At 52.6% G+C, this 23840-nt stretch carries 23 protein-coding genes; 18 read left to right on the top strand and 5 right to left on the bottom strand.

Annotation, left to right across the window (positions count from 1 at the left end; genetic code table 11):
- Window positions 1-123 precede the first annotated feature (123 nt).
- Window positions 124-1227, top strand: coding sequence for a branched chain amino acid ABC transporter substrate-binding protein LivJ (gene livJ, locus OGX98_RS02065; protein ID WP_200013230.1), 1104 nt, complete (start codon window positions 124-126; stop codon window positions 1225-1227).
- Window positions 1228-1438: 211 nt separating this feature from the next.
- Here livJ and panM read toward each other — a convergent pair whose 3' ends face one another.
- A complete protein-coding gene (panM, locus tag OGX98_RS02060) occupies window positions 1439-1822 on the bottom strand; it encodes an aspartate 1-decarboxylase autocleavage activator PanM (protein ID WP_045449824.1) in 384 nt (127 codons plus the stop codon).
- A 526-nt stretch (window positions 1823-2348) separates the two neighbouring features.
- Between panM and livK the strand changes: the two genes are divergently transcribed.
- The 10 genes from livK (at window position 2349) to ugpQ (ending at window position 12506) form a co-directional block, all read left to right on the top strand.
- On the top strand, window positions 2349-3458 hold the full coding sequence (gene livK / locus OGX98_RS02055; RefSeq protein ID WP_045449822.1) for a high-affinity branched-chain amino acid ABC transporter substrate-binding protein LivK: 1110 nt from the start codon (window positions 2349-2351) through the stop codon (window positions 3456-3458).
- A 104-nt stretch (window positions 3459-3562) separates the two neighbouring features.
- Window positions 3563-4489, top strand: a complete 927-nt coding sequence (gene livH, locus OGX98_RS02050; protein WP_045448521.1) for a high-affinity branched-chain amino acid ABC transporter permease LivH — start codon at window positions 3563-3565, stop codon at window positions 4487-4489.
- Window positions 4486-5763 (top strand): branched chain amino acid ABC transporter permease LivM, encoded by a 1278-nt coding sequence (gene livM, locus OGX98_RS02045; protein WP_045448520.1) that lies wholly within the window; start codon window positions 4486-4488, stop codon window positions 5761-5763. Before livH ends, livM begins: the two co-directional genes overlap by 4 nt.
- A complete protein-coding gene (gene livG / locus OGX98_RS02040) occupies window positions 5760-6527 on the top strand; it encodes a high-affinity branched-chain amino acid ABC transporter ATP-binding protein LivG (protein ID WP_003023438.1) in 768 nt (255 codons plus the stop codon). Before livM ends, livG begins: the two co-directional genes overlap by 4 nt.
- Window position 6528: 1 nt before the next feature.
- Entirely contained in the window at window positions 6529-7242 is a 714-nt protein-coding gene (gene livF / locus OGX98_RS02035) for a high-affinity branched-chain amino acid ABC transporter ATP-binding protein LivF (RefSeq protein WP_136345540.1), read from the top strand.
- 304 nt (window positions 7243-7546) lie between these two features.
- The gene (ugpB, locus tag OGX98_RS02030) at window positions 7547-8863 is read left to right on the top strand and encodes a sn-glycerol-3-phosphate ABC transporter substrate-binding protein UgpB (RefSeq protein WP_286594756.1); all 1317 of its coding nucleotides are present in this window, start codon (window positions 7547-7549) and stop codon (window positions 8861-8863) included.
- Between the two features lie 100 nt (window positions 8864-8963).
- Window positions 8964-9851 carry a sn-glycerol-3-phosphate ABC transporter permease UgpA gene (gene ugpA / locus OGX98_RS02025; protein ID WP_045448518.1) on the top strand — a complete coding sequence of 296 codons (888 nt, stop codon included), beginning with the start codon at window positions 8964-8966 and terminating at the stop codon, window positions 9849-9851.
- Entirely contained in the window at window positions 9848-10693 is an 846-nt protein-coding gene (gene ugpE / locus OGX98_RS02020) for a sn-glycerol-3-phosphate ABC transporter permease UgpE (RefSeq protein WP_045448517.1), read from the top strand. Before ugpA ends, ugpE begins: the two co-directional genes overlap by 4 nt.
- Window positions 10694-10695: 2 nt before the next feature.
- Window positions 10696-11766, top strand: coding sequence for a sn-glycerol-3-phosphate import ATP-binding protein UgpC (locus tag OGX98_RS02015; RefSeq protein WP_200013234.1), 1071 nt, complete (start codon window positions 10696-10698; stop codon window positions 11764-11766).
- Window positions 11763-12506 (top strand): glycerophosphodiester phosphodiesterase, encoded by a 744-nt coding sequence (gene ugpQ / locus OGX98_RS02010; protein ID WP_048222942.1) that lies wholly within the window; start codon window positions 11763-11765, stop codon window positions 12504-12506. Before OGX98_RS02015 ends, ugpQ begins: the two co-directional genes overlap by 4 nt.
- On the opposite strand, the gene OGX98_RS02005 is transcribed toward ugpQ, so the two are convergent.
- Window positions 12503-12946: a DUF2756 family protein gene (locus OGX98_RS02005; RefSeq protein ID WP_045448511.1), complete on the bottom strand. Its 444-nt coding sequence runs from the start codon at window positions 12944-12946 to the stop codon at window positions 12503-12505. The genes ugpQ and OGX98_RS02005 overlap by 4 nt on opposite strands.
- 117 nt (window positions 12947-13063) lie before the next feature.
- On the opposite strand from OGX98_RS02005, the gene ggt reads away from it, so the two are divergent.
- A complete protein-coding gene (gene ggt, locus OGX98_RS02000; RefSeq protein ID WP_286594755.1) occupies window positions 13064-14809 on the top strand; it encodes a gamma-glutamyltransferase in 1746 nt (581 codons plus the stop codon).
- A gap of 47 nt (window positions 14810-14856) precedes the next feature.
- Here ggt and OGX98_RS01995 read toward each other — a convergent pair whose 3' ends face one another.
- Both OGX98_RS01995 and yhhY read right to left on the bottom strand, forming a co-directional pair.
- The gene (locus tag OGX98_RS01995; RefSeq protein WP_286594754.1) at window positions 14857-15741 is read right to left on the bottom strand and encodes a hypothetical protein; all 885 of its coding nucleotides are present in this window, start codon (window positions 15739-15741) and stop codon (window positions 14857-14859) included.
- A gap of 45 nt (window positions 15742-15786) precedes the next feature.
- Window positions 15787-16275, bottom strand: a complete 489-nt coding sequence (yhhY, locus tag OGX98_RS01990) for an N-acetyltransferase (protein WP_045448505.1) — start codon at window positions 16273-16275, stop codon at window positions 15787-15789.
- A 459-nt stretch (window positions 16276-16734) separates the two neighbouring features.
- On the opposite strand from yhhY, the gene OGX98_RS01985 reads away from it, so the two are divergent.
- The 5 genes from OGX98_RS01985 (at window position 16735) to gntU (ending at window position 21729) form a co-directional block, all read left to right on the top strand.
- Window positions 16735-17772: an oxidoreductase gene (locus OGX98_RS01985; protein ID WP_045448503.1), complete on the top strand. Its 1038-nt coding sequence runs from the start codon at window positions 16735-16737 to the stop codon at window positions 17770-17772.
- A 123-nt stretch (window positions 17773-17895) separates the two neighbouring features.
- Window positions 17896-18591: a quercetin 2,3-dioxygenase gene (yhhW, locus tag OGX98_RS01980; RefSeq protein ID WP_045448501.1), complete on the top strand. Its 696-nt coding sequence runs from the start codon at window positions 17896-17898 to the stop codon at window positions 18589-18591.
- Between the two features lie 130 nt (window positions 18592-18721).
- Complete coding sequence (gntR, locus tag OGX98_RS01975; protein WP_045448499.1) at window positions 18722-19717, top strand: gluconate operon transcriptional repressor GntR; 996 nt, start codon at window positions 18722-18724, stop codon at window positions 19715-19717.
- Between the two features lie 141 nt (window positions 19718-19858).
- Complete coding sequence (gntK, locus tag OGX98_RS01970) at window positions 19859-20389, top strand: gluconokinase (RefSeq protein WP_045448497.1); 531 nt, start codon at window positions 19859-19861, stop codon at window positions 20387-20389.
- Window positions 20389-21729, top strand: a complete 1341-nt coding sequence (gene gntU, locus OGX98_RS01965) for a gluconate transporter (RefSeq protein WP_045448495.1) — start codon at window positions 20389-20391, stop codon at window positions 21727-21729. Before gntK ends, gntU begins: the two co-directional genes overlap by 1 nt.
- Window positions 21730-21835: 106 nt before the next feature.
- Here gntU and yhgN read toward each other — a convergent pair whose 3' ends face one another.
- Entirely contained in the window at window positions 21836-22429 is a 594-nt protein-coding gene (gene yhgN, locus OGX98_RS01960) for an NAAT family transporter YhgN (RefSeq protein WP_045448493.1), read from the bottom strand.
- A gap of 190 nt (window positions 22430-22619) precedes the next feature.
- Between yhgN and asd the strand changes: the two genes are divergently transcribed.
- Window positions 22620-23726, top strand: coding sequence for an aspartate-semialdehyde dehydrogenase (gene asd / locus OGX98_RS01955; protein ID WP_045448491.1), 1107 nt, complete (start codon window positions 22620-22622; stop codon window positions 23724-23726).
- Window positions 23727-23840 lie beyond the last annotated feature (114 nt).

Genomic DNA, 23840 nt, shown 5'->3' with positions numbered 1-23840 from the left:
AAATCGGGTATGTTTTAGCAGAGTATGCTGCTAAAGCACGGGTGGCTATCCAATAATTGAAATAAAGTGCTGAACAACAACATCACAACACACGTAATAACCACAATAATGGGGATTGTCAGGATGAATATGAAGGGTAAAGCGTTATTGGCAGGATGTATCGCCCTGTCTTTGAGCAATATGGCGTTTGCTAAGGATATTAAGGTTGCCGTCGTCGGCGCGATGTCGGGCCCGGTGGCGCAGTATGGCGACCAGGAATTTACCGGTGCAGAACAAGCGATTGCGGACATCAACGCAAAAGGTGGCGTTAAGGGTGACAAACTGGTCGTAGTGAAATACGACGACGCCTGTGACCCTAAGCAGGCAGTAGCGGTCGCTAACAAAGTGGTCAACGACGGGATCAAATACGTTATCGGCCACCTTTGCTCATCATCCACTCAGCCAGCGTCAGATATTTATGAAGATGAAGGTATTCTGATGATCACCCCGGCGGCTACGGCACCGGAACTGACTGCGCGTGGCTATAACCTGGTTATGCGTACGACCGGCCTGGACTCCGATCAGGGGCCAACCGCCGCGAAATACATTCTGGAAAAAGTGAAGCCGCAGCGCATCGCTATCATCCACGATAAGCAGCAGTATGGTGAAGGTCTGGCGCGCGCAGTGCAGGACGGTCTGAAAAAAGGCAACGCCAACGTAGTATTCTTTGACGGGATCACCGCCGGTGAGAAAGACTTCTCTACCCTGGTAGCGCGCCTGAAGAAAGAGAACATCGACTTTGTTTACTATGGTGGTTATCACCCGGAAATGGGGCAGATTTTACGTCAATCGCGCGCCGCAGGTCTGAAAACGCAGTTTATGGGGCCGGAAGGAGTTGCGAACGTATCGCTGTCTAACATTGCCGGTGAATCTGCTGAAGGGTTGCTGGTAACCAAGCCGAAGAACTACGATCAGGTTCCTGCGAACAAACCAATCGTAGATGCGATTAAGGCCAAGAAACAGGATCCGAGCGGAGCCTTCGTGTGGACGACCTACGCTGCACTGCAGTCTTTGCAGGCCGGTCTGAACCAGTCTGAAGATCCAGCTGAAATTGCCAAATACCTGAAAGCAAACTCAGTGGAAACCGTCATGGGGCCGCTGTCCTGGGATTCGAAGGGTGATCTGAAAGGCTTCGAGTTTGGCGTGTTCGACTGGCACGCTAACGGTACTGCAACCGACGCCAAATAATTTTCCTGCGCCTTTCGCGCTGCAGGGGCGTTGGCTGCGTTATTCTCCCCCGGGAACTTACTTATGTAAGTTCCCGGGGATTTAATGAGGGACATCCCTGTCCCTCACCGAAGGCAGCCTTTGGCTGTTCAAATTCGTTCCAGACGAATTTGTCACTCCCTTGCCGCCTTCCTGCAACGCGAAATTCTTGGAAAATTGCGAGGCGGTTTTTTTATCTTTTCTCCCAGCCATCCGCCTGCGCAGTAAACCCTAACGCATGCATAAACGCGGCCATGGTATTTCGGTCCTCGACGCCAACATCCGCCATCCACCAGCATGAAACGTCCGGGTTATCCCGGAGAACCTCCTCAACTAAATACTGCCCGACGCCTCGACGACGCGTGATTTCACGAACACGTAATGAATCCAGCGCGCCTTGCGTACCGCTCAGTGTCACACGTACCGCTCCCAGCAGACGCTCGTTAAAACGCGCAGCATAGATCCGGTGGGCGTCATCTACGCTTAAGGATGAGGCGGAATATTCAGGCCAGATTTTGCCCAGATCGATGTGATCCTGAGCGCTAAAGTTTTCTAAACGAATGATGGTCAGCTTCATTGACAGCATGTCCAAATCACAAAAGATGAAATCAGTGTACCGAAATAATTCACCCGGACGCTTTCTCTTTTTTATGCGAATAACCAGGTTAATAGTTTTGTAACAACGATAATGACAGTTTGAAACATTAGAGATTGAAAAACAGGCAGGATAATACCCTGGAATGCAGCATTTTATTCCGCTCATTATGCCGTTATTTTATGCTGACAAACGCACTTTTTTTTGTTTATCTATAGTGAAAAGCAGAATATTATCTTTTCTTAATCGACTGAAAAATAGAGATTTTAGCCTGATTATGCTTAAAAAGCTGCGCTAAGCCATTAATGAGACTGGTAAAAATAGCGCAGTTCAAAAAAAGCACAGTCTGCTTTTTAACCATATAAATACAAAATATATACGCAAAATCATTCAAGTTGCATCAAGGCGGCAAGGGAGTGACAAATTCGTCTGGAACGAATTTGAACAGCCAACACTGAGGCAGCTTGAAGGATGAAGTATAAACACATCACGAATGGGGATTCAGTTAATGAAACGGAATGCGAAAACAATCATCGCGGGAGTGATAGCACTGGCAATGTCGCACACTGCCATGGCGGAAGATATTAAGGTCGCTGTTGTCGGAGCGATGTCAGGCCCGGTCGCGCAGTGGGGCGATATGGAATTTAATGGCGCACGTCAGGCAATTAAAGATATCAATGCTAAAGGCGGGATCAAAGGCGACAAGCTGGTGGGCGTGGAATATGACGATGCCTGCGATCCGAAACAGGCTGTGGCTGTGGCGAACAAAATCGTTAACGACGGCATTCAGTATGTTATTGGTCACCTGTGCTCGTCCTCCACTCAGCCAGCCTCCGATATCTACGAAGACGAAGGTATTTTGATGATCTCCCCGGGAGCCACCAACCCGGAACTGACGCAACGCGGCTACGCGCACATCATGCGTACCGCAGGTCTGGACTCCTCCCAGGGACCGACCGCCGCGAAATACATTCTGGAGACGGTGAAGCCCCAGCGTATCGCCATCATCCACGATAAACAGCAGTACGGCGAAGGTCTTGCGCGTTCGGTACAAGACAGCCTGAAAGCGGGCAAAGCCAATATTGTCTTCTTTGATGGGATCACCGCGGGTGAAAAAGATTTTTCTGCGCTGATTGCTCGCCTGAAAAAAGAGAACATCGACTTCGTTTACTACGGTGGCTATTACCCGGAGATGGGACAAATGCTGCGCCAGGCCCGTTCTGTTGGTCTGAAAACTCAGTTTATGGGACCAGAAGGTGTGGGTAATGCCTCACTGTCCAACATTGCAGGTGATGCCGCTGAAGGCATGCTGGTTACGATGCCAAAACGCTATGACCAGGATCCGGCGAATAAAGGTATCGTGGATGCGCTCAAAGCTGACAAGAAAGATCCAACCGGACCTTATGTATGGATCACCTACGCCGCCGTACAGTCGCTGGCGACAGCTATGGATCGTAGCGGTAGCAAAGAACCGCTGGAGCTGGTGAAAGATCTGAAAGCTCACGGGGCTGACACCGTGATTGGGCCGCTGAATTGGGACGAAAAAGGCGATTTGAAGGGATTTGAGTTTGGTGTCTTCCAGTGGCACGCGGATGGTTCTTCCACCGCCGCCAAATAAGGCAGCCACTCGTTATACTTCGAATCGCAGGTGCGTTGGCTGCAACTCGAATTATTTAGAGTGGATTCAATATCCCGTCCGGGCGGGTTTGGAAAGGTTATTTTATGTCCGAGCAGTTCCTCTATTTTTTGCAGCAGATGTTTAACGGCGTCACGCTGGGAAGCACCTATGCGCTGATCGCCATCGGTTACACGATGGTGTACGGCATTATCGGCATGATCAACTTCGCCCACGGCGAGGTGTATATGATCGGCAGCTATGTCTCCTTTATGATTATCGCCGCGCTGATGATGATGGGCATTGATACCAGCTGGCTGCTGGTGGCGGCCGGATTTATCGGTGCTATCGTGATTGCCAGCGCCTACGGTTGGAGTATCGAGCGCGTGGCATACCGGCCCGTGCGTAGCTCCAAGCGTCTGATTGCGCTGATTTCTGCGATCGGGATGTCTATCTTCCTGCAAAACTACGTCAGCCTGACGGAAGGCTCGCGTGATGTGGCGCTGCCAAGCCTGTTTAACGGTCAATGGACTATCGGCAGTAGCGAAAACTTTTCTGCCTCCATCACTACCATGCAGTTGGTTATCTGGATAGTGACCTTCATGGCGATGCTGGCGCTGACCATTTTTATCCGTTATTCACGTATGGGACGCGCCTGCCGCGCCTGTGCGGAAGACCTGAAAATGGCCAGTCTGCTGGGTATCAACACTGACCGCGTCATTGCGCTGACCTTTGTGATTGGTGCTGCGATGGCGGCGGTGGCGGGTGTGCTGCTCGGTCAGTTCTACGGCGTAATTAATCCGTATATTGGCTTTATGGCCGGGATGAAAGCCTTTACTGCTGCGGTTCTCGGCGGTATTGGCAGCATTCCTGGTGCGATGATCGGCGGCCTGATTCTGGGCGTAGCTGAAGCGCTTTCCTCTGCTTATCTGAGTACGGAATACAAAGACGTGGTGTCGTTCGCACTGCTGATTCTGGTGCTGCTGGTGATGCCGACCGGTATTCTGGGTCGTCCGGAGGTAGAGAAAGTATGAAACCAATGCATTTTGCGATGGCGCTGCTCTCTGCCGTTATGTTTTTCATCCTGGCGGGTGTCTTTATGGGCGTCCAGCTAGAGCTGGATGGCACTAAGCTGGTTGTTGATGTCGCCAGTGATATTCGCTGGCAGTGGGTGTTTATTGGCACTGGAGTCGTTTTTCTGTTCCAGCTGCTGCGTCCGGTGTTCCAGAAGAGCTTGAAAAGCGTCTCCGGACCGAAGTTTATTCTGCCAGCGATTGACGGCTCAACTGTCAAACAAAAGCTGTTCCTGGTGGCGCTGCTGGTCATTGCCGTGGCATGGCCATTTATGGTGTCACGTGGGACGGTGGATATCGCCACGCTGACGATGATTTATATCATCCTCGGTCTGGGCTTAAACGTCGTGGTTGGTCTTTCCGGTCTGTTAGTGTTGGGCTACGGTGGTTTTTATGCGATTGGCGCTTACACCTTCGCGCTGCTGAACCACTATTACGGTCTTGGTTTCTGGACCTGCCTGCCACTGGCGGGGCTGGTTTCGGCAGCTGCAGGCTTTATGCTCGGCTTCCCGGTGCTGCGCCTGCGTGGTGACTACCTGGCGATTGTGACGCTGGGCTTTGGCGAGATCGTTCGTATTCTGTTGCTCAACAATACTGAAGTGACCGGTGGTCCGAACGGTATCAGCCAGATCCCGAAACCAACCTTTTTCGGCCTTGAGTTCAGTCGTAGTGCCCGCGAAGGCGGCTGGGATACCTTCAGCAACTTCTTTGGCGTGAAGTATGATCCGTCTGACCGCGTGATTTTCCTTTATCTGGTGGCGCTGCTGCTGGTGGTCTTCTCGCTTTTCGTCATTAACCGTCTGTTACGTATGCCGCTGGGTCGCGCATGGGAAGCGTTGCGTGAAGATGAAATTGCCTGTCGTTCGCTGGGCCTAAACCCAACGCGCATCAAACTGACCGCTTTTACTATCAGCGCTGCGTTTGCCGGCTTTGCCGGAACGTTGTTTGCCGCTCGCCAGGGCTTTGTCAGCCCGGAATCTTTTACCTTTGCCGAATCCGCCTTTGTGCTGGCGATTGTCGTCCTGGGGGGAATGGGGTCGCAGTTTGCGGTGATCCTGGCGGCTGTCCTGCTGGTTGTATCACGCGAGCTGATGCGCGATTTCAATGAATACAGCATGTTGATGCTGGGTGGTTTAATGGTACTGATGATGATCTGGCGTCCACAGGGCTTGCTGCCGATGACCCGTCCACAGTTGAAGCTGAAAAACGGTCAAGCAAAAGGAGAGCAGGCATGAGTCAGCCATTATTATCCGTTAACGGCCTGATGATGCGCTTCGGTGGACTGCTGGCGGTCAACAACGTTGAGCTGGAGCTGAGGCCGCAGGAGATCGTTTCGTTAATCGGGCCAAACGGCGCGGGAAAAACTACGGTCTTCAACTGCCTGACCGGCTTTTATAAGCCGACCGGCGGCACGATCAAGTTGCGTGACCAGCACCTGGAAGGGCTACCGGGCCAGCAAATCGCCCGTATGGGCGTGGTGCGCACCTTCCAGCATGTGCGTCTGTTTCGTGAAATGACGGTGATTGAAAACCTGCTGGTAGCACAACATCAGCAACTGAAAACGGGCGTGTTCTCTGGTTTGCTGAAGACTCCGTCGTTCCGTCGTGCACAGAGTGAAGCGCTGGACCGCGCCGCTACCTGGCTGGAGCGTATTGGTCTGCTGGAGCATGCCAACCGTCAGGCCAGTAACCTGGCGTACGGTGATCAGCGTCGCCTGGAGATAGCCCGTTGTATGGTCACGCAGCCGGAAATCCTGATGCTCGACGAACCCGCTGCAGGTCTCAACCCGAAAGAGACTAAAGAGCTGGACGAGCTGATTGCCGAACTACGTAATCATCACAACACTACCATTTTGCTGATTGAACACGACATGAAACTGGTGATGGGCATTTCTGACCGTATTTATGTGGTGAACCAGGGCACGCCGCTGGCGAACGGGACGCCGGAACAGATTCGTAATAACCCGGACGTGATCCGCGCATACCTTGGTGAGGCGTAAGATGGAAAAAGTCATGTTGTCCTTTGACAAAGTCAGTGCCCACTACGGCAAGATCCAGGCGCTGCACGACGTCAGCCTGTATATTAACCAGGGTGAAATCGTGACGCTGATTGGTGCCAACGGTGCAGGGAAAACGACGCTGCTCGGTACGCTGTGCGGCGATCCGCGTGCTACAAGCGGGCATATTGTCTTTGACGGTAAAGATATTACCGACTGGCAGACGGCGAAAATTATGCGTGAAGCGGTAGCGATTGTTCCGGAAGGACGTCGTGTGTTTTCCCGTATGACGGTGGAAGAGAACCTGGCGATGGGCGGCTTCTTTGCTGAGCGTGACCAGTTTCAGGAACGCATCAAGTGGGTATATGATCTGTTCCCCCGCCTGCATGAGCGCCGTATCCAGCGCGCAGGGACCATGTCCGGCGGCGAGCAGCAGATGCTGGCGATTGGTCGTGCACTGATGAGTCAACCGCGCCTGCTGCTACTTGATGAACCTTCCCTGGGGCTGGCACCGATCATTATCCAGCAGATTTTTAACACCATCGAGCAGCTACGCGAGCAGGGGATGACAATCTTCCTCGTTGAGCAGAACGCCAACCAGGCGCTGAAGCTCGCCGACCGCGGATACGTGCTGGAAAACGGTCATGTGGTGCTATCCGATACCGGTGACGCCTTGCTTGCCAACGAAGCGGTACGCAGCGCGTATCTCGGCGGTTAGCCCTTTGCGGCACTACAGGATGGCAGCGTAAACGCTTAATCCGGCCTACACGTGATCGTAGGCCGGATTAAACGCACCAGCGTTGTCATCCTGCAGAGTGTTCATAAGCAGCACCGTATCTATACGTGTCTTAGCTCCCACTTTCTCCTCTCATAACCTTCACTGCCTTGCCATCTGTTTGTCGCCTTACTATCTTTTTTTTGTAATAAAAAAGTTATTTTTCTGTCATTCGAGCATGTCATGTTACCCCCGCGAGCATAAAACGCGTGATATCGCGCATCCGGCACAACAAGAGAGATAACCGATGATATCGTTACGACATACAGCTTTAGGACTGGCTCTCAGTCTGGCATTTGCAGGTCAGGCTCTGGCAGTAACTACCATCCCATTCTGGCATTCAATGGAAGGCGAACTGGGTAAAGAAGTTGATTCACTGGCGCAACGTTTTAATGAATCCAACCCCGATTACAAAATTGTTCCGCAGTACAAAGGTAATTACGAGCAGAGTCTGAGCGCAGGTATTGCCGCCTTCCGTACCGGAAACGCGCCTGCGCTGCTGCAGGTGTATGAAGTTGGTACGGCGACGATGATGGCTTCGAAAGCGATTAAGCCAGTCTTCGAAGTGTTTAAAGAGGCCGGAATTAACTTCGATGAGTCCCAGTTTGTGCCGACGGTGTCCGGGTATTACACCGACTCTAAAACCGGGCACTTACTCTCTCAGCCATTTAACAGCTCCACCCCGGTGCTGTATTACAACAAAGATGCCTTTAAAAAAGCCGGTTTAGATCCCGATCAGCCGCCGAAAACCTGGCAGGATTTGGCCGAATACACCGCGAAGTTGAAAGCAGCAGGCATGAAGTGCGGTTACGCCAGCGGCTGGCAGGGGTGGATCCAGATTGAAAACTTCAGCGCCTGGAACGGCTTACCCGTTGCAACCAAAAATAATGGCTTTGACGGTACCGATGCAGTTCTGGAGTTCAATAAGCCAGAGCAGGTGACACACATTGCTCTGTTGGAAGAGTTGAACAAGAAAGGGGATTTCAGCTACTTCGGGCGCAAAGATGAATCCACTGAGAAGTTCTACAACGGTGACTGCGCAATTACTACCGCCTCTTCGGGTTCTCTGGCTGATATTCGTCACTACGCTAAATTCAACTACGGTGTAGGCATGATGCCATACGATGCCGACGTGAAAGGCGCGCCGCAGAACGCGATTATTGGCGGTGCGAGCCTGTGGGTGATGCAGGGTAAAGACAAAGCAACCTACCAGGGTGTGGCGCAGTTCCTCAACTTCCTGGCGAAACCTGAAATCGCTGCCGAATGGCACCAGAAAACAGGTTATCTGCCGATTACTACCGCCGCGTACGATCTGACCCGTGAGCAGGGTTTCTATGACAAGAATCCGGGGGCGGATATCGCTACACGTCAGATGCTGAACAAACCGCCGTTGTCGTTTACCAAAGGTCTGCGTCTGGGCAATATGCCTCAAATCCGCACTATCGTGGATGAGGAACTGGAAAGCGTATGGACCGGTAAGAAAACGCCACAGCAGGCGCTGGATTCCGCTGTTGAGCGTGGGAATCAGTTGCTGCGCCGCTTTGAGCAATCGACCAAGTCTTAATGTGAAATGCCGGGTGGCGGCTTCGCCTTACCCGGCCTACAAATGCGCGTAGGCCGGATAAGCGTAGCGCCATCCGGCGCTGTTCAGGAATCAAACCTCAATGTCCTCATCCCGTCCGGTGTTCCGCTCGCGCTGGCTTCCCTACTTATTGGTTGCCCCGCAGTTGGTCATCACCGTTATTTTCTTTATCTGGCCCGCAGGTGAAGCGCTGTGGTATTCACTGCAAAGCGTCGATCCGTTTGGTCTTTCCAGCCAGTTTGTAGGCCTGGATAACTTCGTCGCCCTGTTCCATGACATCTACTACCTCGACTCTTTCTGGACAACGATGAAGTTCAGTACGCTGGTCACGGCAAGCGGCCTGCTGGTTTCGCTGTTTTTTGCCGCACTGGTGGATTATGTGGTGCGTGGTAGCCGTCTTTACCAGACGCTGATGCTATTACCTTACGCCGTGGCCCCCGCCGTCGCTGCCGTGCTGTGGATCTTCCTGTTCAACCCTGGACGTGGGCTGATTACGCATTTTCTCGGTGAATTTGGCTATGACTGGAACCATGCGCAAAACAGTGGCCAGGCGATGTTCCTGGTGGTGTTCGCGTCCGTCTGGAAGCAGATTAGTTACAACTTCCTGTTCTTCTTTGCTGCCTTGCAGTCTATCCCTCGTTCGCTGATAGAAGCCGCTGCAATTGATGGTGCAGGGCCGATTCGCCGTTTCTTTAAACTGGCGCTGCCGTTAATTGCCCCGGTGAGCTTCTTTTTGCTGGTGGTGAATCTGGTTTATGCCTTCTTTGACACTTTCCCGGTTATCGATGCAGCGACTGCAGGTGGGCCGGTACAGGCGACCACTACGCTGATTTATAAGATCTATCGTGAAGGGTTTGTTGGACTGGATCTCTCAGCTTCCGCCGCACAGTCAGTGGTGCTGATGTTCCTTGTCATTATTTTGACAGTGGTGCAGTTCCGCTATGTCGAAAGTAAGGTGCGTTACCAATGATTGAGAATCGTCGCGGGCTGACAATATTCAGCCATACCATGTTGATTCTGGGGATTATGGTGATCCTTTTTCCACTGTACGTCGCGTTCGTCGCGGCGACGCTGGATAACAAAGCGGTGTTTGAAACGCCGATGACGCTGGTTCCTGGTACGCATCTGCTGGAAAACATGTACACCATCTGGGTCAACGGCGTGGGCGTCAATAGCGCGCCGTTCTGGCTGATGATGCTGAACAGTTTCATCATGGCGTTCAGCATTACGGTGGGGAAAATTACGGTTTCCATGCTCTCTGCGTTTGCCATTGTCTGGTTTCGCTTCCCGCTGCGTAACCTATTTTTCTGGATGATCTTTATCACGCTGATGCTGCCGGTTGAGGTGCGTATCTTTCCAACGGTGGAGGTTATCGCCAACCTGAAGATGCTTGACAGTTATGCAGGCCTGACGCTACCGCTGATGGCGTCGGCTACCGCCACCTTCCTGTTCCGTCAGTTCTTTATGACTCTGCCGGATGAACTGGTCGAAGCGGCGCGTATTGACGGCGCTTCTCCAATGCGTTTCTTCCGGGACATCGTGCTGCCGTTGTCGAAAACCAACCTGGCGGCGCTGTTTGTCATCACTTTTATCTACGGCTGGAATCAGTACCTTTGGCCGTTGTTAATTATTACCGACGTTAATTTGGGCACGGCCGTGGCAGGCATCAAAGGCATGATCGCCACTGGCGAAGGCACCACGCAGTGGAACCACGTAATGGCAGCCATGCTGCTGACGCTCATCCCCCCGGTAATCATCGTGTTAGCCATGCAGCGCGCATTTGTGCGTGGTTTAGTAGACAGTGAGAAATAAAAATGGCTGGTTTAAAACTACAGGCAGTAACTAAAAGCTGGGACGGTAAAACCCAGGTTATTCAACCGCTGACGCTGGATGTTGCGGACGGGGAATTTATTGTGATGGTCGGCCCGTCGGGCTGCGGTAAGTCCACGCTGCTGCGAATGGTCGCCGGGCTGGAACGGGTGACTAGCGGTGACATCTGGATTGATCGTAAGCGCGTCACTGAGATGGAGCCAAAGGATCGTGGTATTGCCATGGTGTTTCAAAACTACGCGCTCTACCCGCATATGAGCGTGGAAGAAAATATGGCCTGGGGGTTAAAAATCCGCGGGATGGGCAAGGAACATATTGCGGAGAGGGTGAAAGAAGCCGCGCGTATTCTTGAACTGGGTGAACTGCTCAAACGCCGCCCGCGTGAGCTTTCCGGTGGTCAGCGGCAGCGTGTGGCGATGGGGCGGGCGATTGTGCGCGATCCGGCGGTATTCCTGTTCGATGAACCGCTTTCTAACCTTGATGCCAAGCTGCGTGTGCAGATGCGCCTTGAGTTACAACATCTGCACCGCCGACTGAAAACCACCTCGCTATACGTTACGCACGATCAGGTTGAGGCCATGACACTTGCCCAGCGCGTGCTGGTGATGAACAAAGGTGTCGCTGAGCAAATTGGCACCCCGGTCGAGGTATACGAAAAACCCGCCAGCCGCTTTGTGGCGAGTTTTATTGGTAGCCCGGCCATGAACCTGATGAACGGACACATCAGCGCCTCGGGTACCCATTTTGAACTGGAGGGGGGCATGGCGTTGCCTGCCGGTCATGACTATCGTCGCTATAGTGGACGGAAAATGACGTTGGGTATCCGCCCGGAGCATATTGCGCTAAGCTCGCAAGCCGAAGGCGGCGTGCCGTTGGTTGTAGACACGCTGGAAATGCTGGGAGCAGATAACCTGGCACACGGACGTTGGGGTGAGCAAAAGTTGGTGGTGCGACTGGCACATCAGCATCGCCCGACGGCTGGCAGTACGCTATGGCTGCATCTGCCAGAAAATCATTTGCATCTCTTTGATGGCGAAACAGGACAACGCGTATGAGTAACTGGCCTTATCCTCATATTGTCGCCCACCGTGGTGGCGGCAAACTGGCTCCGGAGAACACCCTGGCGGCAATCGACATGGGGGCGCGATACGGGCATACCATGATTGAATTTGACGCTAAATTGTCGAAGGATGGCGAGATCTTTTTACTGCACGACGACAACCTCGAGCGTACCAGCAACGGTTGGGGCGTTGCCGGTGAACTGAACTGGCAGGATTTGCTGCGTGTGGATGCTGGTGGTTGGTTTAGCGGTGAGTTCAAAGGCGAGCCGTTGCCGTTGCTCTCACAGGTGGCTGAGCGCTGTCGCCAGCACGGTATGATGGCGAATATAGAGATTAAACCTACCACGGGTAGCGGAACCATCACGGGGAAAGCCGTCGCGCTCGCCGCGCGTGAATTATGGGCTGAAATGACGCCGCCGCTGCTTTCATCATTCGAGATTGACGCCCTTGAAGCGGCGCAATTGGCTGTTCCTGAACTGCCGCGTGGGCTACTGCTTGACGAGTGGCGTGAAGACTGGCGAGAACTCACCGCGCGCCTGGGCTGCATCTCGATTCATCTTAACCATAAGCTGTTGGATGAGGCGAGAGTGGACGCGTTGCGCGATGCGGGTTTAAGAATTCTGGTGTATACCGTCAACCGGCCCCAGCGCGCTGCTGAGCTGTTGCGCTGGGGAGTGGACTGCATTTGTACTGATGCTATTGATGTGATTGGCCCTGATTTTCAGCCCGATTAAGGCCCAATCGTTTTTAACGGAACGTTAGGCTGCGGCGTGTTGGAGGGTCTCAGCATGTCGCCGTTCTTTTTCTCCGGAAGCATTTGCTGCTGTTTATTCAGCGAGCTGTCCGGATTACGGGCTCCGTTTAACATCCCACCGTTGTTGTTGGGCAGCATTTGCTGTTGGGTGGAATTCAACTCCCCTGGCTGAGACTGACGTACTCGCTGGGAGTTGGTGTTGATTTGATTTTCCATATGCTGCTGTTGCATACGCGTCTGCGATTGCAACTGCTGGTTGAGCATCCCTTTCTGCTGAATTTGCTGTGTCTGCATTTGCGTCTGCATACGCTGCTGACTCGGGATCTGATAACCCGGTTGATTCGGGTTATTCATGGTGTTGATGGGCTGTGCAAAGCCTGCAAACGGCAATAGCATGGCTAATATCAAGAGTCGTTTCATCGCTTTTCTCCTCCCGGGGATCTCTTAAGTTTACTCCTTATTCACCGTTACGATGATTATTTCAGAGTTATGCACCAGGCTTAGTGGGGGCTGACCCCATACATCTGGAGAATAACGATGATAAAACCGACGTTTTTACGCCGGGTAGCCATTGCTGCTCTGCTCTCAGGAAGTTGTTTTAGTGTTGCCGCCGCACCGCCGACACCCTCACCGGTGTCATACGGTGTTGAGGAAGATGTGTTCCATCCTGTGCGCGCGCAGCAGGGGATGGTGGCCTCCGTGGATGCGCTGGCTACGCAGGTTGGCGTTGATATCCTTAAGCAGGGTGGCAATGCTGTAGACGCCGCCGTTGCCGTTGGCTACGCGCTGGCGGTGACGCATCCTCAGGCGGGGAACCTGGGTGGCGGTGGGTTTATGCTGCTGCGCACCAAAAACGGAAAGACTACCGCGATTGATTTCCGTGAAATGGCGCCTGCTGGCGCAACCCGTGATATGTTCCTCGATGAACAGGGCAACGCTGATGCGAAAAAGTCGCTGACTTCACATCTGGCTTCCGGCACGCCTGGCACTGTGGCGGGTTTCTCGCTGGCTCTGGAAAAGTATGGCACCCTGCCGCTGAATAAAGTGGTGCGCCCGGCGATGAAGCTGGCCGAAGAGGGTTTTGTGGTTAACGATGCGCTGGCCGACGATCTAAAGACCTACGGCAGTGAAGTGATCCCAAACCACGAGAACAGCAAAGCCATTTTCTGGAAAGACGGTGAGCCGCTGAAAAAAGGCGACAAGCTGGTACAGGCAAACCTGGCGAAAAGCCTGGAAATGATTGCTGAGAACGGCCCGGATGCGTTTTATAAAGGGGCGATTGCCGATCAGATAGCCGCGGAGATGAAGAAGAACGGTGGTCTGATGACCAAAGAGGACTTAGCCGCCTATAAAGCTGTGGAGCGTACGCCAATCAGCGGCGACTATCGTGGGTATCAGGTTTTCTCGATGCCGCCTCCATCCTCTGGCGGTATTCACATCGTGCAGATCCTTAATATTCTCGAAAACTTCGATATGAAGAAATACGGATTTGGCAGTGCCGATGCCATGCAGGTGATGGCGGAAGCGGAGAAACATGCCTACGCCGACCGTTCAGAGTATCTCGGCGATCCGGATTTTGTGAAGGTTCCGTGGCAGGCACTCACCGATAAGGCCTATGCCAAATCCCTTGCCGATCAGATTGATATCAATAAGGCCAGGCCTTCAAGCCAGATTAAGCCAGGTAAGCTTGCTCCATATGAAAGTAACCAGACCACCCACTTCTCGGTGGTGGATAAAGACGGTAATGCTGTGGCGGTGACCTACACCCTGAACACCACCTTTGGTACTGGTATTGTGGCGGGTAACACAGGCATTTTGCTCAATAACGAGATGGATGATTTTTCTGCCAAGCCAGGAGTCCCGAATGTCTACGGATTGGTAGGCGGCGATGCCAATGCCGTGGGTCCGAAGAAACGTCCGTTGTCGTCGATGTCACCGACCATCGTGGTCAAAGATGGTAAAACCTGGCTGGTCACTGGCAGCCCCGGCGGTAGCCGAATTATCACCACTGTGCTGCAAATGGTGGTGAACAGTATCGACTTTGGGATGAACGTTGCCGAAGCCACCAATGCGCCGCGCTTCCACCACCAGTGGTTGCCGGATGAACTGCGTGTGGAAAAAGGCTTCAGCCCGGATACTATCAAGCTGCTGGAGCAGAAGGGGCAGAAAGTGGTGCTGAAAGAGGCTATGGGTAGCACCCAGAGCATCATGGTTGGACCGGACGGCGCACTGTACGGAGCTTCCGATCCACGCTCTGTGGATGATTTAACAGCAGGGTTCTAAGGTTAGTGGCCTACATCGTCTGGAACGCTGTAGGCCTTATCTGTCGGTTACGGGAGATACCGTTGCTGCGATTCGGACCAGCGAAATATGTGACTGCTTTTATCCTGTAGATCAACGCGTTCCAGGTCATAAAACCCCTCGGTTTTTGCTGAGCGCATTTTCAGGATGTATTTACTTTCGCTGATGTCGTGCTGTCGCGTTCCATCCTGATTCCAGTCTCCGGCGAGATCCTGATATTGGTAAACAAGGTCGGAAAAGACGTTGATTATCCTGTTATCTTTGATCGCGTAGAGCTCCAGCACTTCATAGAAGGCACCGCCGCCGGAATACGCATCAGAGTATCCGCCGCGTACCCCGAATGCCAGGGTATCGGGTGCGATCCGATAAGGGGCCAGATCCAGTTTGGTGTAATAGGCCAGCGGTCTGACCGATTCATCATTGCTCTCTTTCTCGGCAGCGTTATTCCATGTTGAGAGCTGGTCCAGCGGTTTTTCTGAACGTGCGATCGGCTGCAACTGTTGATTCTGCCAGGAAAATACGCCGAGATATAATTTATTGACGCGGCTGGTACTGTAATTTTCCGGACAGCCGTTATCTGCGCGTTTCCTGGTTTGTTCTGCCTCTGCCTGATTATCTGCAAAACAGGCAACACCAATGTATTTCCCGTTTTTGCCCCAGGCTTTGGCACCGCTCATGATCAGGTTTTTGGGGTCTTCATTCGGCGCAACCCAGGCAATCCATTGGGCCACCTCTAATCCTTGCGGAAGTTCGCCAAACCCTTTGGCAGGTGTCGCACCCATCATTTGTTCGGCGAAGATCTGCTTACCTTCCGGATGGTGAATGGCGCTGGGTACGGAGTCCAGATTCTGTACGGTCGTGGCATAGCCGGGGAAGATTGCTGCCAGCAGAACCAGCGAAAAAACCTTTTTCACAATGCGTCCTTTCAAGATAAAGGGCGATATAACTCGCCCAAAAAATTATTTCACCCGCGCCATAAAGTAAGCATCAACGTATTCACCGTTGCGCAGGCCGTATTTCTTGCCTGTGCCTTCGATTGCAAAACCATGCTTCTTATAGACCGCAACAGCAGGTTCATTATCGACAAACACTGTGAGCTCGATACGATCGACGCGCAGCCAGTTGTCGCACATATCGATCATCGTGCGAATTAGCGCGCTGGCAACGCCGCGGTTCTGCCATCGGGCATCTACACAGATACCAAAATCGGCGACGTGGCTACGGCGCGGGCGCTGTGCGACTTCAATGGAAAGATGCCCAACGACAATATCATCAACACAGGCGACCAGTTGTTTAATTCCAGATCGCTCGGCGAGTCTTTCCTGCCACATCTCCAAAGAAGGATGAGGAACCTGTAGCGTGTTGTGGTACACCTCCGGCTGGGCATGGATCTGACGAATTGCGTCGTAATCTTTCGGTTCAGCGTGGCGTATCACTATCTCACTCATTCCTTATCTCCTGCAGGGTTAATTGTGTATTTACACTCGCTGAGATTGAAAATGCCGTCAACTGCATTTTTTTGCAAAAAGAAGTGGACAAGTGCGAATGAGAATGATTATTATTGCTCTGCGTTCAGGGGAACCCTACGGAGAACCTGAAAGCACGACATTGCTCACATTGCTTCCAGTATTACTTTAGCCAGCCTTGCGCTGGCTTTTTTTTTGGCTCGGTTTCGGACTAGTTTGCTTGCCAGCTTAATCCCGGGCTGTGCTCACAATCCTCACATACTCTGTGTACGCTCCTGGCCCTGCGCGCTTGCCGCGAACAAACTGACGGCGACGCCGATGGTCGATCTTTTTGTTTTGTAGGCCGGATAAGGCCGCGCCACATCTGGCAAAGAATCCAATATTCAGTCTCCCCCCACTTTGCGCTATGGTGTAGACAATCACCTTCAAAAGGACTGTCCCATGACCTTACACTGCGCATTCATTGGTTTTGGTAAAAGCACCACGCGCTACCATTTGCCATACGTCCTTAACCGTAAAGAGAGCTGGAATGTTGCTCATATCTTCCGTCGTCATGCTAAACCGGAAGAGCAGGCACCCCAGTATTCACATATTCACTTCACCAGCGACCTCGACGAGATCTTAAACGATCCGCAGGTGAAACTGGTGATCGTTTGCACCCACGCCGATAGCCATTTTGAATACGCCAAACGTGCGCTGGAAGCAGGGAAAAGTGTACTGGTCGAGAAACCTTTCACCCCGACGCTGGCTGAAGCGAAAGTGTTGTTCGAACTGGCGAAAAGTAAGGGACTCACCGTTACTCCGTATCAGAACCGTCGGTTTGACTCCTGCTTCCTTACCGCCAAAAAAGCGATAGAGAGCGGCAAGTTGGGCGAGATTGTTGAGGTTGAAAGCCATTTCGACTACTACCGACCTGTTGCGGAAACCAAACCAGGGTTGCCGCAGGACGGTGCGTTTTATGGTCTGGGCGTGCACACGATGGATCAGATTATTTCGCTGTTTGGCCGCCCCGATCATGTGGCGTATGACATCCGTAGTCTGCGCAACAAAGCGAATCCGGATGATACCTTTGAAGCACAACTGTTCTACGGCGATCTGAAGGCGATTGTCAAAACCAGTCATCTGGTGAAAATCGACTACCCGAAGTTTATCGTCCACGGTACGAACGGCTCGTTTGTGAAGTACGGTATCGACCAACAGGAAACCAGCCTGAAAGCGAATATCATGCCGGGTGAACCCGGTTTTGCCGCCGACGATTCCATTGGGATGCTGGAGTACGTCAATGATGAAGGTGTGACGGTGAAAGAAGAGGTGAAACCGGAAGTGGGAGACTATGGTCGCGTCTATGATGCGCTGTACCAGACACTGACATCCGGTACGCCCAATTACGTCAAGGAATCTGAAGTTCTTACCAACCTGGAAATCCTCGAACGTGCGTTTGAACAGGCATCTCCTGCGACGATAACGCTCGCCAAATAGCGTTTACCGACTCCTCTGGGTTTGTTCATATTTTTTGAACAGAGGAGTCAATTTTCACCCTCTATGATCCCAGACTGATTAAGTCCACACTTACTTCATCGAAAACATCTGGGGGTGAACACAATGATCTATTTACGCAAAGCTAACGACCGTGGTCATGCTAATCATGGCTGGCTCGATTCCTGGCATACCTTCTCTTTTGCCAACTACTATGACCCGAATTTTATGGGGTTCTCTGCACTGCGCGTGATTAACGACGACGTTATCGACGCAGGTCAGGGTTTTGGTACTCACCCCCATAAAGATATGGAGATCCTGACCTACGTGCTCGAAGGCGCGGTAGAGCATCAGGACAGCATGGGCAACAAAGAGCAGGTTCCGGCTGGTGAATTCCAGATTATGAGCGCCGGGACGGGGATCCGTCACTCGGAGTACAATCCGAGCGATACTGAGAAGCTGCATCTGTATCAGATTTGGATCATTCCGCAGGAGAACGGTATTACGCCGCGTTACGAGCAACGTCGTTTCGATGCCGCTCAGGGCAAACAACTGGTGCTTTCGCCGGATGCTCGCGATGGTTCGCTTAAGGTTTATCAGGATATGGAGCTGTACCGTTGGGCGCTGGTCAAAGATGAGCAGTCAGTGCATCAGATTGCCGCTGAACGCCGCGTCTGGATCCAGGTGGTAAAAGGCAATGTGACTATTAATGGAACCAAAGCGTCCACCAGTGATGGACTGGCTATCTGGGACGAGCAGGCGATTTCTATCCATGCCGACAGTGATAGTGAAGTGTTACTGTTTGACCTGCCGCCAGTCTAATGTGCTGTAACCCTTTGTAGGCCGGATAAAACGCGAAAGCGTCGACATCCGGCTTTTCATCGTTTGTCATTAATTCCGCGCGTCCGTGGTAAACTGGGGATATCTATCCCCTTTTTAATACTTCAGGACGATGAAAAAGAAAAGACCCGTACTTCAGGATGTAGCCGACCGCGTGGGTGTGACCAAAATGACGGTCAGCCGCTTTTTGCGTAATCCGGAGCAGGTCTCCGTCGCGCTGCGGGGCAAAATTGCCGCTGCACTTGATGAGCTGGGTTATATTCCCAATCGTGCTCCTGATATCCTTTCTAACGCTACCAGCCGCGCTATCGGCGTACTGTTACCATCTCTTACCAACCAGGTTTTTGCTGAAGTATTACGCGGTATTGAGGCCGTTACTGACGCTCACGGTTATCAGACTATGCTGGCGCACTATGGCTATAAACCCGAGATGGAACAAGAGCGTCTGGAATCGATGCTGTCGTGGAATATCGATGGTCTGATCCTCACCGAACGTAGTCATACTCCCCGCACGTTAAAAATGATTGAAGTCGCGGGGATCCCGGTGGTTGAGCTGATGGATAGCCAGACTCCGTGTCTTGATATCGCTGTGGGTTTTGACAACTTCGAGGCTGCTCGCCAGATGACCGCCGCCATCATTGCTCGCGGACATCGCCATATTGCTTATCTTGGCGCGCGTCTTGATGAACGTACTATCATCAAACAAAGAGGCTACGAACAGGCAATGCGGGATGCGAACCTGGTGCCTTACAGCGTGATGGTGGAACAATCCTCTTCTTACTCCTCCGGTATTGAGCTAATCCGCCAGGCGCGACGTGAATATCCGCAACTGGACGGTGTCTTTTGTACCAACGATGACCTGGCTGTCGGGGCGGCATTTGAATGCCAGCGGTTAGGATTGAAAATCCCTGATGATATGGCGATTGCTGGTTTCCACGGTCACGATATCGGGCAGGTGATGGAGCCACGCCTGGCGAGTGTGCTCACGCCGCGTGAACGGATGGGCAGCATTGGCGCAGAACGTCTGCTGGCGCGTATCCGTGGTGAAACAGTTACCCCTAAAATGTTAGATTTAGGTTTCACCTTGTCACCGGGCGGATCTATTTAGCCCAACAAGTTTGAAGTAGCTCACACTTATACACTTCTGGCACGAATGGATATTGCTTCTCCATTTATCCGGTCGGACAATGTTACCGATAACAGTTACCCGTAACAATTTCCTGATTCTTGTACCAGTGGGGGCAACGCTTTGAGCACGACTAATCATGATCACCACGTTTACGTTCTGATGGGCGTATCGGGCAGCGGTAAATCTGCTGTCGCCAGCGAAGTGGCGCATCAACTGCAGGCCGCGTTTCTTGATGGCGATTTTCTCCATCCACGCAGCAACATCATGAAAATGGCTTCCGGTGAGCCGTTAAACGATGATGACCGTAAACCGTGGTTACAGGCGCTGAATGACGCCGCTTTTGCGATGCAGCGTACCAACAAAGTGTCGCTTATCGTCTGTTCTGCCTTGAAAAAACACTATCGTGACCTGCTGCGTGAAGGTAACCCGAATCTCTCTTTCATCTATCTGAAAGGGGAGTTTGACGTTATCGAAAGCCGCCTGAAGGAGCGTAAAGGCCACTTCTTCAAAACGCAGATGCTGGTGACCCAGTTTGAAACGCTGGAAGAACCGGGTGCGAACGAAAGTGATGTTCTGGTGGTGGATATCGATCAGCCGCTGGACGGTGTGGTAGCAAGCACCATTGAGGTCATTAACCAAGGCAGTAAGTAGTGAGTACATTAACGCTTGTTTTAACAGCAGTAGGGTCCGTTTTATTACTGCTGTTTTTAGTGATGAAGGCGCGTATGCACGCCTTCGTTGCTTTGATGGTGGTTTCTATAGGTGCAGGTCTCTTTTCCGGTATGCCGCTCGATAAAATCGCTGCGACTATGGAAAAAGGGATGGGAGGCACACTCGGTTTCCTGGCGATTGTGGTCGCTCTGGGAGCGATGTTCGGTAAGATTTTGCATGAGACCGGGGCGGTCGATCAGATTGCCGTCAAAATGCTGAAGTCTTTCGGCCACAGCCGCGCGCATTATGCGATTGGCCTGGCCGGCCTGATTTGCGCGCTGCCGCTGTTCTTTGAAGTTGCGATTGTGCTGCTGATAAGCGTGGCGTTCTCTATGGCGCGTCATACGGGCACCAACCTCGTGAAGCTGGTTATCCCGCTGTTTGCGGGTGTGGCGGCGGCTGCAGCGTTTCTGCTGCCGGGGCCTGCGCCAATGCTGCTGGCCTCTCAGATGCACGCCGATTTCGGCTGGATGATCCTGATTGGCCTGTGTGCGGCAATTCCTGGCATGATTATCGCCGGACCGTTGTGGGGCAATTTCATCAGTCGTTTCGTTGAACTGCATGTGCCGGACGATATTACCGAGCCGCATCTGGGCGAAGGCAAAATGCCGTCCTTTGGTTTCAGTCTCGCGCTTATCCTGCTGCCGCTGGTATTGGTTGGCCTGAAAACCATTGCTGCTCGCTTTGTGCCGGTCGGTTCTACCGCTTACGAATGGTTTGAGTTTATTGGTCACCCGTTCACCGCGATTCTGGTCGCCTGCCTGGTCGCTATTTATGGTCTGGCAATCCGTCAGGGTATGGCGAAGGACCGCGTGATGGAGATCTGTGGTCACGCGTTGCAACCTGCGGGGATTATTCTGCTGGTGATTGGTGCTGGCGGCGTGTTCAAGCAGGTGCTGGTGGATTCTGGTGTCGGTCCGGCACTGGGTGAAGCGTTAACCGGCATGGGGCTGCCAATTGCCATTACCTGCTTTGTGCTGGCGGCTGCGGTTCGTATCATCCAGGGTTCCGCGACGGTGGCCTGCTTAACGGCGGTCGGTCTGGTGATGCCAGTGATTGAACAGCTGAACTTCTCCGGGGCGCAGATGGCGGCGCTGTCTATTTGCATCGCGGGTGGTTCTATCGTGGTCAGCCACGTCAATGACGCTGGTTTCTGGCTGTTCGGTAAATTCACCGGTGCGACTGAAGCACAAACGCTGAAGACCTGGACGATGATGGAAACTATCCTCGGAACGGTCGGTGCAATTGTCGGTATGATTGCCTTTCAGCTCCTGAGCTGAGTTAGAAAGCCCGGTGGCGCTTGCGCTTACCGGGCCTACAAACTGGCACATATCCACACCGTAGGCCGGGTAAGGCGAAGCCGCCTCCCGGCGTAAAACGAGTACATCACCCCTTCATCCACATCCGCACACCATCCAGGAACATCTGGGTCGCCATCATCACCAGAATCAGCCCCATCAGGCGTTCCAGCGCATTAACACCTTTCTCGCCCAGCAGACGCAAAAACAGCGATGACTGCAGCAAGATCACAAATGTACCGCCCCAGGCGATCAGCAGTGCAATCACCAGATGTCCCATCTGATTCGGGTATTGATGCGATAACAGCATCAACGATGCCAGGATAGTCGGTCCTGCAACCAGTGGAATGGCCAACGGCACGATAAAGGGCTCTTCACCCGCCGGAAGTCCGGTGCTATTGCCGGTTGCGCTGGGGAAAATCATCTTGATGGCAATCAGGAACAAAATGATGCCCCCGGAGATGGAGACGGTTTCCGCTCGCAGGTTAAGAAATGCCAGAATTTTCTCGCCCGCGAACAGGAATATCAGCATCACCAACAGCGCAATAAACAGCTCGCGAACCATAATCGCGCGACGACGTTTAGGTTCGGTATGTTTCAATACGGACATGAAAATGGGCAGATTTCCGAGCGGGTCCATAATCAGGATCAATAAAACTGCCGCAGAAATGATTTCATTCATAAGTCAAATTCCCTGATAATTACAGCGGACTTTCTGCTTGCTTGCGCAGCGGGATAAGTCGCATTACTGATGGCTTCGCTATCATTGATTAATTTCACTTGCGACTTTGGCTGCTTTTTGTATGGTGAAGGATAGGCCAGTAGGATACTGGTTAGCATACACAGCACACATCTCTGCAGGAAAAAACGCTATGAAAAATGTTGGTTTTATCGGCTGGCGCGGTATGGTCGGCTCTGTACTCATGCAACGCATGGTAGAAGAACGTGACTTCGACGCCATTCGCCCTGTTTTCTTTTCTACTTCCCAGCTCGGACAGGCGGCACCGACGTTTGGTACGACCTCCACTGGCATGCTTCAGGATGCATTTGATCTGGAAGCGCTGAAGGCGCTCGACATCATTGTGACCTGTCAGGGCGGCGATTATACCAACGAAATCTATCCAAAGCTTCGTGAAAGCGGTTGGCAAGGGTACTGGATTGATGCGGCATCTTCGCTGCGTATGAAAGACGATGCCATCATTATCCTCGATCCGGTTAACCAGGATGTGATTACCGACGGTCTGAACAAAGGCGTTAAGACCTTTGTCGGCGGTAACTGCACCGTTAGTCTGATGCTGATGTCACTCGGCGGCCTGTTTGCCAACGATCTGGTGGACTGGGTATCCGTAGCAACCTACCAGGCGGCTTCCGGCGGCGGTGCACGTCATATGCGTGAACTCCTCTCCCAGATGGGCCATCTGTATAGCCATGTGGCCGATGAACTGGCGACCCCTTCTTCTGCTATTCTCGATATCGAACGTAAAGTGACAACCCTGTCCCGCAGCGGTGACCTGCCGGTTGATAACTTTGGCGTACCGCTGGCCGGGAGCCTGATTCCGTGGATCGACAAACAGCTCGATAACGGTCAGAGCCGCGAAGAGTGGAAAGGGCAGGCAGAAACCAACAAAATTCTCAACACGTCTTCCGTGATCCCGGTGGATGGTCTTTGCGTGCGCGTAGGCGCACTGCGCTGCCACAGCCAGGCGTTCACCATTAAACTGAAAAAAGATGTGTCAATTCCGACCGTGGAAGAACTGCTGGCAGCTCACAATCCATGGGCGAAAGTGGTGCCTAACGATCGGGATATCACTATGCGTGAGTTAACCCCTGCGGCCGTAACCGGTACGCTTTCCACGCCAGTAGGCCGTCTGCGTAAGCTGAATATGGGACCGGAGTTCCTGTCAGCCTTTACCGTTGGCGACCAACTGCTCTGGGGTGCTGCTGAGCCACTGCGCCGGATGCTGCGTCAACTGGCGTAATGATGACTGCCTGACGGCACTCTATTTATCTGGCCTGCACATGACGTGAGTCAGTAGGCCAGGTTAGACGAGTTCGTCATCAGGTAGATGATAATCATGTGTAAACAATGGGTG

The sequence above is a fragment of the Citrobacter sp. Cm046 genome (assembly GCF_030333065.1).
In the GTDB taxonomy this organism is placed as follows: domain Bacteria; phylum Pseudomonadota; class Gammaproteobacteria; order Enterobacterales; family Enterobacteriaceae; genus Citrobacter; species Citrobacter murliniae.
The sequence above is the reverse complement of the archived record's forward strand: the minus strand, read 5'-3'. Positions and strand labels throughout refer to the sequence as shown.